Origin of the sequence: Nocardia mikamii NBRC 108933, assembly GCF_001613505.1 — a bacterium.
GTDB classification, from domain to species: Bacteria; Actinomycetota; Actinomycetes; order Mycobacteriales; family Mycobacteriaceae; genus Nocardia; species Nocardia mikamii.
The window spans coordinates 87,509-98,927 of the sequence record NZ_BDCM01000006.1 but is presented as its reverse complement, the minus strand read 5'-3'; the positions used below and the strand labels follow the sequence as shown (position 1 = coordinate 98,927).

Annotated in this window: 8 protein-coding genes; 5 read left to right on the top strand and 3 right to left on the bottom strand. The window is 70.1% G+C overall.

Features of this window, described 5'->3' with window-relative positions; translation table 11 throughout:
* Positions 1-18: 18 nt before the first annotated feature.
* Both NMI01S_RS07195 and NMI01S_RS07190 read right to left on the bottom strand, forming a co-directional pair.
* Complete coding sequence (locus tag NMI01S_RS07195; protein WP_062995212.1) at positions 19-762, bottom strand: SDR family oxidoreductase; 744 nt, start codon at positions 760-762, stop codon at positions 19-21.
* A gap of 219 nt (positions 763-981) precedes the next feature.
* On the bottom strand, positions 982-2,025 hold the full coding sequence (locus NMI01S_RS07190; RefSeq protein ID WP_062995211.1) for a ferritin-like domain-containing protein: 1,044 nt from the start codon (positions 2,023-2,025) through the stop codon (positions 982-984).
* A gap of 189 nt (positions 2,026-2,214) precedes the next feature.
* On the opposite strand from NMI01S_RS07190, the gene NMI01S_RS07185 reads away from it, so the two are divergent.
* Entirely contained in the window at positions 2,215-4,944 is a 2,730-nt protein-coding gene (locus NMI01S_RS07185; RefSeq protein WP_245716752.1) for a helix-turn-helix transcriptional regulator, read from the top strand.
* 129 nt (positions 4,945-5,073) lie between these two features.
* Positions 5,074-5,817: an SDR family oxidoreductase gene (locus tag NMI01S_RS07180; protein WP_062995209.1), complete on the top strand. Its 744-nt coding sequence runs from the start codon at positions 5,074-5,076 to the stop codon at positions 5,815-5,817.
* Positions 5,818-5,830: 13 nt separating this feature from the next.
* Here NMI01S_RS07180 and NMI01S_RS07175 read toward each other — a convergent pair whose 3' ends face one another.
* Positions 5,831-8,581, bottom strand: coding sequence for a helix-turn-helix transcriptional regulator (locus NMI01S_RS07175; protein WP_084512788.1), 2,751 nt, complete (start codon positions 8,579-8,581; stop codon positions 5,831-5,833).
* A gap of 325 nt (positions 8,582-8,906) precedes the next feature.
* Here NMI01S_RS07175 and NMI01S_RS07170 point away from each other — a divergent pair, with 325 nt between their 5' ends.
* The 3 genes from NMI01S_RS07170 to NMI01S_RS07160 all read left to right on the top strand — a co-directional run bounded on the left by NMI01S_RS07170 (position 8,907) and on the right by NMI01S_RS07160 (position 11,365).
* Positions 8,907-9,680, top strand: a complete 774-nt coding sequence (locus NMI01S_RS07170; protein WP_167669878.1) for a sigma-70 family RNA polymerase sigma factor — start codon at positions 8,907-8,909, stop codon at positions 9,678-9,680.
* A gap of 159 nt (positions 9,681-9,839) precedes the next feature.
* Positions 9,840-10,622 carry an alpha/beta hydrolase gene (locus tag NMI01S_RS07165; protein ID WP_369689901.1) on the top strand — a complete coding sequence of 261 codons (783 nt, stop codon included), beginning with the start codon at positions 9,840-9,842 and terminating at the stop codon, positions 10,620-10,622.
* 20 nt (positions 10,623-10,642) lie between these two features.
* Positions 10,643-11,365 carry an alpha/beta fold hydrolase gene (locus NMI01S_RS07160; protein ID WP_062995207.1) on the top strand — a complete coding sequence of 241 codons (723 nt, stop codon included), beginning with the start codon at positions 10,643-10,645 and terminating at the stop codon, positions 11,363-11,365.
* Positions 11,366-11,419 lie beyond the last annotated feature (54 nt).

Genomic DNA, 11,419 nt, shown 5'->3' with positions numbered 1-11,419 from the left:
CCGCCCGCGTGCGAGTAGTTACTGCCGGGCCAGCCACTCCGCGAGCCGTATCGTCCCGATGCGCGCATCCGGGCCGGGCAGCAGGCTGTCCCGGGTCAGACGCGTTCCGAAGTACCGTGCCTGCGGATCGCCGACGACCTCGCGCGAATCGGACCGGGCGGTCAGCACGGTGCGAACCCACTCGTCGAGGCCGAACACCTCGGGTCCGGCAACCTCCACGACGCCGTTGAGCGGGTCACCGGCCGCGGTCCGCCCGACCGCGGCCGAGACCTCCTCGGCCGCCACCGGCTGCACACCGCCGTTCGGCAGCCGCACCTCCGCGCCGCTGGTGGCGGAATCGGCGATCCCACCGGCGAATTCGAAGAACTGGGTCGCATGCACCAGCGAGTGGGGCAGGCCCGATTCCTTGATCAGCTTCTCCTGCGCGACCTTCGCTCGCAGGTACCCGGATTCCGGCAAGCGGTCCGCACCCACCACCGACAGCGCGACGTAGTGGCCGACACCGGCACTGCCTGCCGCCTCGAGGAGGTTGGTGGTCGCGGTCCGGAAGAAGGCCATGACGTCGTCGTCGGCGAACGACGGTGAATTCGAGACGTCGACGAGTACGTTCGCCCCTTGCAGCACCTCCTTCACGCCTTCGCCGGTGATCGTGTTCACACCCGTGTTGGGCGCGGCCGCGACCGCGTCGTGGCCGTGCTCGCCCAGCCGGGCGACCACCTTCGAGCCGATGAGCCCGGTGCCGCCGATTACGACGATCTTCATGATCTTTCCTTCCGTTGCAGTGCTGTTTCGGAGTCGGTGGAAAACGTCTCTGTATCGAGGACAGGACAGGCGGCGCATTCGTGACGGCGGGCGCATCCGGCGGCGGGTGGGACCAGCCACGCTCTGCTTGACGCGTACTCCGGGGAGCCGTCTGAAACCCGGTGTTCCCGCTCTTATCTCGCGACTCGGCCGGATACGCCCGAAGGCTCCGCCCGCCGCTCAGGCCCGCTGGTCGAGCGGCACGTATTCGAAGGTCGGGCCCGCGGTGGTGCGGCCGTCGCCGCTTGGCATCTTCATCAGCGCCTGGGCCTGCGACTTCAGGGCGTACATCGCCCCGATCGCGTCCCGCATCTGCGCGGGATTGCCGTTGAAGGTGTCCTCCAGCAGATACAGCAGCAGGCAGTAGGTGTTGTTGAACTCCTCCTGCGCCAGCCGTACCGCGCTGCCCTCGGGGTAGTCGGTGGTGCGCGGGTTGGGACGCATCGGCAGCACGCCGCCCGGGTCCACCGCGATCGGATCCCCGGTAGGCCCGGACTGCGGAGTGTCACCGGGCTGGAACCGCCGCCCCTCCCGTAGTTCGACGAACCGGTAGTAATGGGCGACCTGATCGCGCTCGGGATGGAAGACGTCCTTGTCGCCGTCCCACACCTCGGTCCGGGCCGCGCCCTCGCCCTGTTCGATGATCTCGGCCAGCGCGGCCAGCGCGGACTTCAGGTCGTACACCGGAACGACCTGTCCGCTCCCGCTGCTGAAGTGCATCTCCTGAAGCTGCCGGTTCGGATCGCCGCAGAAAACCGCGTCCTCACCGAGGGTGTCGGTCAGGGTGCGCAACCCGGACTCGAGGGCGGCGTAGAACTGCCCGATCGTGTGGTAGTCCTGGGTTTCCGGCGGTGCGTCGGCCGCGGCGGGGCGCTCGACGTTCAGGAACAGTTCCAGCGCCTCGGGCCCGAACGGTGCCAGGTTGATGTGCACGGCGGGATCGCCATGCGGCAAGGGGTGGGGGTAGGCCGGGAGCAGCTGGGGCGCATCCAGTTTCGGCTCCCCACCGACGGCGTTGAGCAGGTTCGCCGCCAGTGCGAGGTGCAACATCTCCTCGACGAACACGCTGCTGATCACCTGTGCCGCCTCGGCATTGCGACCCGGGTCCAGGGAGTACAGCGCGCACAGGTAAGGCGGGATGGTCGCGTGTTCGAGTTCGATCGCCCATTGCAGATGGCGACGTAGATCGTCGAGTGAATCGATGGCGGGGAGGCCGGTGTCCATGCGGGAACCTCGTCTCGGGAAGTCGGCGGAGTCTGTCGCCAACTAGGACCGGACAGGGTGGCGAATCGTGACGAGGTGTCACCGGACACGGTCCGGCGCCCTTTCGTCTCGGGAAAAATCCGGACAGGATGGGATCTGGGTGACCGCTGGATGCACCAGCGCGGATCGCCCTCGGTGAAAGCAGGAGAGGTGGCAGTGCGGCGGAGTGTGGGACTGGTGGGCCGGCAGTCGGAATGCGCGGTCCTCGATGGGTTGATCACCGCCGTGCGCACCGGTGAAAGCCGGGTGCTCGTCGTGCACGGCACGGCCGGAGTCGGCAAGTCCGCGCTGCTCGAGCATCTCGCTGAAGCGGCGGCCGGGCTGCGACAACTACGCGCGGTCGGCGTCGAATCCGAAATGGAACTGCCTTTCGCCGCCCTGCACCAGCTGTGTGTGCCGCTGCTGGACCGGTTGGCGGAACTCCCTGCACCGCAGCGTGATTCGCTCGAAACAGTGTTCGGAATGCGCTCGGGCACACCACCGCAGCCCTTCCTGGTCGGGCTGGCGGTTCTGAGCCTGTTTTCGGACGCCTCGGAGAGCGGCCCGGTGCTGTGTGTGGTCGATGACGCGCAGTGGATGGATCAGGCTTCAGCACAGGTTCTCGGCTTCGTGGCCCGGCGGCTGCTCGCGGAGTCGGTGGCACTGGTCTTCGCCGCCCGCGACCGCACCCCGCAGTTGTCGGGCCTGCCCGACCTCGAGGTCTCAGGGCTGGCCAGGGCCGACGCCCTTGCGCTGCTCGATTCCGCGACTCTTGGTCAGCTGGATTCCCACATTCGCGACCGAGTGGTCGCGGAAGCCGCCGGCAACCCGCTCGCCCTGCTCGAGTTGCCGCGCGAGCGCACCGTGACGCAGTTGGCGGGCGGATACGGCCTTCTACACCCCGAGTCGCTGCCCACCCGCATCGAGCAGAGCTTCCTGACCCGGATCGCGGCGCTGCCGCACCAGAGCCGGCTGCTTCTGCTGATCGCCGCCGCCGAACCCGTCGGGGATCCCGCCCTCGTGTGGGGCGCCGCCGACCGGCTCGGGGTCGCACCGGAGACAGCGCTCGACGACGACACCGAGAGGCTGGTGTCGTTCGACATCCGCGTGACCTTCCGGCACCCGCTGGTGCGCTCCGCGGTGTACCGCGCCGCTGGTGACGTAGAACGCCGGGCTGTGCATCTGGCTCTGGCGGAGGTCACCGACCCTCGCGTCGACCCGGACCGGCGGGCGTGGCATCTGGCATCGGCCGCCGCCGGACCGGACGAGGCCGTGGCGGCCGAACTCGAACGGTCCGCCGGCCGTGCCCAGGCTCGCGGCGGGATGGCCGCGGCCGCGGCGTTCCTGCAGCGATCGGTGCTGCTGACCGTCGATTCCGAGCGGCGCGCGGAACGTGCGGTGGCGGCCGCGGACACCAGCGTCCGGGCGGGTGATCTGGATGCCGCACGGCGCTTCCTCGATATCGCCGAACTCGATGCGCGCAGCGAATCACTCAGTGCCCGAGCGTATCTGGTGCGTGGCCGGATCGCTCACGCGGCCGGATTCAACAACGAGGCGCCGCCGATGCTGCTCACGGCTGCCCGCAGGCTCGAACCCTTCGACATGGCGCTCGCGCGGGAGACCTACCTGCTCGCCTGGGGTGCGGCGGCGTGGGGCGCCGCCGATGCCGACAGCCTGATGTCGATCTCCGAAGCGATCCGAAAACTGCCTGCCCCACCGGGGGATCCACGTCCCATCGACCTGGTGCTCGAAGCGTGCGCCCTGCTCGTCACGGAAGGGCTGGGCACCGCCATCACCACGCTGCGCCGGGCCATGGCCGCACTCGTCGAGCTGCCGGTGCCGGACGTGCTGCGCTGGGGCTGGGCCGCTTGCGGCCTCAGCCCCGCGGTGTGGAGCGAACAAGTCATGATCGAGACCTACTCGCGGGCGGCTGAGGTGGTCCGGGCCGCCGGCATCCTCACCGAGCTCCCCATCTACCTCGCCTCTCTGGGAGCGGCGACCTCGCTGATCGGAGACTTCACGACGGCGGCCGGGATCGTCGCGGAGTCCGAGGGGCTCGCCGCCGCCACCGGCATCCCGCTCGCGCCGTACACGACTCTGATCCTGACCGCGATGCAGGGCCACGAGAACGAGGCCGCGCCGCTCATCGCCGCCACGATCGAACAGACCGGCGCCGACGGGCAGTTGACCGGCGTCACCACCGCGCACTGGGCGGCCGCGGTGCTCTACAACGGCCTGGCCCGCTACGAGGAGGCCCTGTCGGCCGCACAGGCCAGCACCCGCATCGCCCAACTGGTGGTCTCGGTGTGGGTGCTGCCCGAGCTCATCGAGGCCGCGGTGCGAGTCCACGACGACGCGGCTGCGCGTGAGGCGCTCGACCGCTTGGTGGCCGCCGCGGCGGCCGGCGACACCGACTGGTCGCACGGGATCCTCGCTCGCTGCCGCGCGTTGCTGGCCGGCGAGGCGGCAGAGGATCTGTATCGCGAATCGATCGACAGACTCGGCAAGACCCTGATGCGGCCCGAGCTGGCACGCGCTCATCTGCTCTACGGCGAATGGTTGCGCAGGCAGTCCCGCCGCGTCGACGCTCGCCGGCAGTTGCGCACGGCCTACGACATGTTCGTGTCGATCGGCATGGCGGCGTTCGCCGAACGCGCCCGCCGCGAACTGCTCGCCGCGGGCGAGAAGGCCCGCAAGCGGACGGTCGAATCCGCTCCGGACGAGCTGACGCCGCAGGAGCGCCAGATCGCGCAGCTGGTCGGTGCGGGCCTGTCGAATCCGGAGGTGGGAGCCCGGATGTACCTGAGCCCACGAACGGTCGAATGGCATCTGCGCAAGATCTTCACGAAGCTGTCGATCACCTCGCGGCGAGAGCTCCGGGACGCCCTGCCACCCGGCTGACGACCGCGCGTGCGATCCCTGGTCCGCGAGACCAGGGTGTCTCCCGGGGGCGACCGGGGGTCCGGACCCGCGACGCTGAGCGGGTCGGCACCGCACGCCGATCGTCTCGAACAGGGAAGTGGGGCAGTCATGTCAGAACGTCCGTTGGCCGGAGCCGTCGCACTGGTCACCGGCGCCAGCAGCGGCATCGGCGCCGCGACCGCGCGCCGACTGGCCGCGGAGGGCGCCGCCGTGGCGCTGGTCGCCCGGCGCGGTGACCGGCTGGACCGACTCGCCGAAGACCTCAGTGCCGGTGGCGGGCGCGCTGTCGTGGTGGCGGCCGACATCACCGAACCGGCATCGGCCTATCGAGCGGTGGAGGACACCCACGAGCTGTTCGGCCGATTGGACGTCGTGGTCAACGGTGCGAGCGTCATGGTGCTCGACTCCGCGCTGCACACACCGATCGAGGAGTGGGATCGAATGATCTCGCTGAATGTGTCCGCACTGGTGCACATCACGCACGCCGCCATTCCCTATCTGATCGACGCGGCGGCGACCTCGCCGCGACGGGTGGCGGATCTGGTCAACGTGGGCTCGGCGGCGGGACGGGTCGCGCGGCCGCCCGGCAGTGTCTACAACCTGACCACCTCCGGTCTCGACGGATTCACCGAATCGCTACGGCGGGAACTGGTTTCCGAGGGCGTGCGGGCCAGCGTGGTGGCGCCCGGTGTCGTCGACCGCGCCGGGCCGGAGGCGGCCCGGCAGCTGGTCGACCCGATGTCGGCGTTACGGCCCGACGACGTCGCCGACGTCATCGCCTACATCGTCACGCGCGAACGGCACGTGGCCGTCAACGAGATGGTGGTCCGGGCGGGCGGGCAGAACTGGTAGCGCACAATGTGATTCATCGTCCCAGCGCCGTGCGAAGCTCCTTGCGTGAGGTGAGATCCAGCTTGGTGAACACCTTGCGCAGGTGCCACTCCACGGTGCGCGGACTGATGAACAGCTCGGCGCCGATTTCCGAGTTGGTGAGGCCGTCACCGGCCAGTGTGGCGATCTGAATCTCTTGAGCGGTGAGGCGGTCGGCGGCCGCGATATCGCCCCGGCGCACGGACTCGCCGGTGGCCGCCAATTCCCGGCGGGCTCGCTCGGCGAACGCCGCGGCGCCGAAACGGTGCAGCATCTCGTGGGCGGTCCGCAAGTGCTCGCGGGCATCGGCACGCCGGTTCTCGCGGCGCAGCCACTCGCCGTACACCAGGTGGGCACGGGCCAGGTGCACGGCGACCCGGCTGCGTGAAAGGCGTTCGATCGCTTCACGATACGAAGCCTCGGCCGCGTCGCCGGTGCTGAGCAGCGCCTGCGACCGGGCCAGTATGCCGAGCGCCCACTCGGTTCCGCTGGCCCGCGCACGGCGTTCGAGCCGGTGCAGCGCGGCGCGGGCGGCCGCGTCGGCATCGGTCCGTACACCGGCCTCCACCAACTCGGCGAGCGCATGCCCCACCGATGCGAGATCATCGTATTCACAGGCCTTCTCGGCGTTGGCGAGTGCGGCCTGATACTGCCCCTGACCGTTGTGCAGCACCGCGAGCAACTGATTGCCCGTGCCGATCACCCGGCCTTCACCCCAACCGGACGCCCGCCGCAGGCCGGCTTCGATCGTGCGCAACGCCTGCGGGTCGGTGCCCCGCCAGGCGATGAGCAACAGCGCGGTGTAGCCCAGCGGCGAGTTGCCGGAGGCCTCGGTGAGTACGTCGGCCTCCTCGACGAGCGCTGCGGCCACGTCGAATTCGCCGGCATACAAGTGCACGGCGGCACGGTAGGTCAGGGCCAGCGGGAGAAAGTTCAGCGCGCCGGTCTCCCGTGCGGTACGGACCGCTCGAGTGGTCAGCCAGTGGCACGCTTCGTCGTCCCACAGGTCGGCGGCGACGGGCCAGGACAGCCACAACCAGCGCATGACGTCATCGGCGTCCGCGTCCGCACCACGGAATGCCCGCAGCGCGGCGAACATCGGTGCCGCGCCTTGGACGTAGCCATCGGCGAAGCGGGCCGTGAGTCCGCCGAGCAACGCGTCGACCGCCCTCGGCGGCTCCGGCAGTGCGCCACGCGCCGTTTCGGCCACCGTGCCGACGGTGTCGGCCCCGTGCAGCCGACCGGCGAATATCGCGGAGCCGATCGCCTCCAGGTACGTCTCGCGTGCCTGCTCCGGAGAGTGGATCCGCAGCCGACCGGCCGCGTCGAGCAGCAGGGGGAGCGCCGCGCCGCCGCGTCTGCGCGCGAAGACGATCTGCCCCCGGAGTCGCGCGAGCCGTCCGCGTGCGGAATCGTCGAGCGGTCCCAGTTCCGCCGCCGTGAGCAGTTCGAGAGCGGCCTCGGGCGCACCGGCCTCGAACGCCGCCCGTGCCGCGGCCAGCGCGCGTGTGCCGCGTCTGCCGGGATCGGGTGTCAGGGCGGTCGCGCGGCGCAGGAACGCGGCCGCCGCGGCGACGCCACCGCGCGCCTGCGCGCGTGCCGCGGATCGCTCGAGCTCCGCTGCTACCTCCTCGTCGGGTTCGACCGTGGCACTCGCTCGATGCCAGGCTCGCCGATCCGGATCGGCGACCGGATCCGTCTCCTCCGCCAGCACGCGATGCACCGCTCGACGCTCGCCGGGGTCCGCGGCGCGATAGGCCGCCGACCGGACCAACGGATGGCGGAAGCGGACCTGCGCCCCGAATTCGATCAGTCCGGCGTTCTCCGCGGCCGCCGCGGCATCCGCCCCGCTGCCGAGCCGCTCGGCCACCCGCCGCAGCAGCGCCACATCGCCGACCGGCTCCGCCGCTGCCGCGAGCAACAACCGGCGCGCGGGATCGGGGAGCGCCTCGATACGCCGCAGGAAACTCTGTTCGATCCGCGTCACCACCGGCCGCGCGTCCGGCCGACCGTACCCACCGGCGAGTTCGGCGCCGGTCAGCCCACGCGGCAATTCGAGTAGCGCCAGCGGGTTGCCACGAGCCTCGGACACGATGCGATCGATGACGCGCTCATCGAGACGTCCACGGATCGCCGATTCGAGCAGAGCCCGGGCATCGCTGTCACGCAGCCCCCGGATCGGCAGTTCCGGCAGCCCCGCGAGAGAATCCTCGCCGCCCTCGGCCGTCGGCGTCCGCACCGCGAACACCAGCGCGACCCGCTCGGCCAGCAGCCGGCGCGCGACGAAAGCCAGGGTCTGCGCGGAGACGCGGTCGAACCACTGGGCGTCGTCGACGACACAGAGCAGCGGCTGGTCCTCGGCCGCGTCGGCCAGCAAACTGAGTACGGCCAAGCCGACCAGGAACCGGTCCGGCACACTGCCGGCGCTGAGGCCGAAGGCCACCGACAGCGCCCCGCGCTGCGGGCCGGGAAGGCGATCGAGCCTGTTCAGCATCGGCACGCACAGCTGATGCAGGCCCGCGAAGGCGAGCTCCATCTGCGACTCGACGCCGGCGGCCCGGACGATTCGATACCCTGCCGCGTTCCGTACTGCGTGTTCGATCAGTGCCGTCTTCCCGATGCCGGCCTCGCCGCGCAACACCAGCACACCGCTCGCGCCCGAGCGTGCCTCGGTGAGTAACCGATCCAGCGGCTCGCACTCGTTTCGCCTGCCGCGCAGTGTGCGCGGCTGCTCGCTGCCCGACATCACCACCACCGCATCCGAGAGCCGAGCCCCGGTCCGTACGGGGCCTGCACATGATGTCACTCGCGGAAAACCCATCGGAAGGACAACCGGGCGTAGCGCTCGCCACAACGGGCACGGGCCGTACGCGACTCGTGTCTCCCGGGGATCGGCAAGCCCCGGGCACGTGTCCCTGGGCGGTCCCGGCCCGGGCATTCGCCCGGGTCTTCCAAGGGCGCGATCGGCATGCCCGGCGGGCGACCGTTGGGATGCGGCTCGTCCGGGCCGCTCGTTCGGTCGCCGGTCGATGGCGATCGAGGCTTCCGAAAGGACCGTCGCCATGAGCCCGATGAGCACCGCAACCGCCCCGCCCGAGTCGGAGTCACCGCCAGGACCGTTACCGGAGGCGACCGGTCTAGCGCACTTCCAGTGCGCCCGCCCACGTCTGTTCGGGATCGCCTACCGGATGCTCGGTCGCGCGGCCGACGCCGAGGATGTCGTGCAGGATGTCTGGCTGCGCTGGCAACGCACCGACCGCGCGCAGGTTCGAGACGGACTCGCCTTCCTGGTGACCGTCACCACCCGCGTCTCCCTCAATTCCGTCGGATCGGCCCGTGCCCGCCGGGAGATCCCGGTCGATAACTGGTTGCCGGGACAGGTGCCCGTGGCGGAGGACCCGTGCTCGGTGAGCGAGCGATCCGCCGTCCTGTCGGACGCGGTTGCGCTACTGCTGCAACGCTTGTCGCCGACCGAACGCGCGGTCTTCGTACTGCGCGAGGCATTCGACTATCCGTTCCGCGATATCGCCGGGCAACTCGGGATCAGCGAGGCCAACGCCCGGCAGTTGGCGCGCCGGGCCCGCGCGCATCTGACTGAGCCGCGTCCCGCGACCGTCTCGCGAACGGCACACGACCGCTTGCTGACGGCATTCCTCGCCGCGGCCCGGGACGGCGCGGTGATGCCGTTGGAACGCATACTCGCCGAAGACATCTCGGCACCGGCCGGACGTGACGGAACCACTGGGCCGGCGGGAGAACGTCGATCGCGACCACTGCCCGGCGTCACGAATTCCACCGGACCCGGGTCCTTGCTCACAGAAGCTCGCGGAAAGGCGATCCCATGAACGAACCCATCCTGGAGCCGGCAGCTCAGCAGTTCGCCGATGCCACCTCCCATCCACCTTTTCTGTACGAACTCGGCGCCGAGGGCGCCCGGAAGGTGCTCGACGACGTCCAAGCCACGCCGGGGGGGCAAGCCATCGGTCGACGAGCGGTGGATCACCGTGCCCGCGGCGGTCGGCGAGGTCCCGGTCCGTGTCGTCCGCCCCGTCGGCGCCGCGGACGCGTTGCCGGTAGTGCTGTACATCCACGGCGGCGGCTGGGTCCTCGGCGATGCCGGCACACATGACCGGCTGGTCCGCGAGCTGGCCGTCGGCGTCGACGCCGCAGTGGTGTTCGTCGAGTACGATCGCTCACCCGAGGCGCGGTACCCGGTCGCGCTCGAGCAGGCGTACGCCACCGCGCAATGGATCACCGCACACGGCGCCGGCGCGGGCCTCGACCCCTCCCGGCTGGCGGTGGCCGGGGATTCCGTCGGCGGCAATATGGCCGCGGCGCTGACGATTCTGGCCAAACAGCGCGGCGATGTGACCTTTGTGCACCAGTCGCTGTACTACCCGGTCACCGACGCGGGGCAGGACACCGAGAGCTACCGCCGGTTCGCCGACGGGCCGAATCTCACGGCCCGGGCGATGGCCTGGTTCTGGGATGCCTACCTGCCCGACCGGGATGGCCGCGACGCGATCACCGCCTCACCGCTACGCGCGGGACTCGACGATCTCGCCGGCCTGCCCGAGGCGTTCGTCGTCGTCGCCGAGAACGACGTGCTTCGTGACGAGGGAGAGGCATACGCCCGCAAGCTCACAGCGGCCGGCGTGCGCACGACCAGTGTCCGCTACAACGGCACCCTGCACGACTTCATGATGCTCGACCCCGTACGTGACACCGCCGCCTCGCGCGCGGCGACCGCCCAAGCAATCCTTGTGCTCCGCAACGTATTTCACTGATCTTCGACCGGAGGAACGCAATGTCCGAACAACCGACCGTCGTCCTAGTCCACGGAGCCTTCGCGGAATCGTCGAGCTGGTCCAGCGTCATCGAGCGACTGCGCGACCACGATCTGAAGGTCGTCGCGATCGCGAACCCGCTGCGAAGCCTGCCGGATGACGCCGCCTATCTGCGGAATGTCCTCGCCACGATCACTACCCCCGTGGTGCTTGTCGGCCATTCGTATGGCGGGATGGTGATCACCGAGGCGGCTGCCGGGAGCACCGATGTGGCCGCGCTCGTCTACGTCTGCGCCTTCGCGCCCGCGCCCGGCGAGTCCGCGTTCGAGCTGTCGGACCGGTTTCCCGGCAGCACCCTGGGCGAAACGCTTACCGCCTACCCGATCAACCAGGGCGGCAACGAATTCGCCATCCGCCCGGAGGCCTTCCACCACCAGTTCGCCGCCGACGTCCCGGCCACCCAGGCCGCCGTAATGAGCGCGGTCCAGCGTCCAGTCACCGAGATCGCGCTCACCACGGGACTGACGGCCGGCACTTCGGCTTGGCAGTCGACACCCTCATGGTTCGTCTACGGCGACGCGGACCTCAACATACCCGTCGCGCTCCACCGCTTCATGGCACACCGCGCCGCCGCCAAAGCAATCCATGAGATCGCCGGCGCATCCCACGCAATCAGCGTGTCCCGCCCCGAGACGGTAGCCGCTGCGATTCTCGAAGCAGTTGAGGCGATCGTCTCGTCGTAAAGTCGCAGGCAACCACGGCGAGGCGGTGGATGTGCCGATCTGGCGGCCGAATCA

Excerpts from the sequence above, each read along its gene's own strand:
- NMI01S_RS07195 (WP_062995212.1), bottom strand. The coding sequence starts at position 762 with ATGAAGATCGTCGTAATCGGCGGCACCGGGCTCATCGGCTCGAAGGTG.
- NMI01S_RS07190 (WP_062995211.1), bottom strand. The coding sequence starts at position 2,025 with ATGGACACCGGCCTCCCCGCCATCGATTCACTCGACGATCTACGTCGC.
- NMI01S_RS07180 (WP_062995209.1), top strand. The coding sequence starts at position 5,074 with ATGTCAGAACGTCCGTTGGCCGGAGCCGTCGCACTGGTCACCGGCGCC.
- NMI01S_RS07175 (WP_084512788.1), bottom strand. The coding sequence starts at position 8,581 with ATGTCGGGCAGCGAGCAGCCGCGCACACTGCGCGGCAGGCGAAACGAG.
- NMI01S_RS07170 (WP_167669878.1), top strand. The coding sequence starts at position 8,907 with ATGAGCACCGCAACCGCCCCGCCCGAGTCGGAGTCACCGCCAGGACCG.
- NMI01S_RS07160 (WP_062995207.1), top strand. The coding sequence starts at position 10,643 with ATGTCCGAACAACCGACCGTCGTCCTAGTCCACGGAGCCTTCGCGGAA.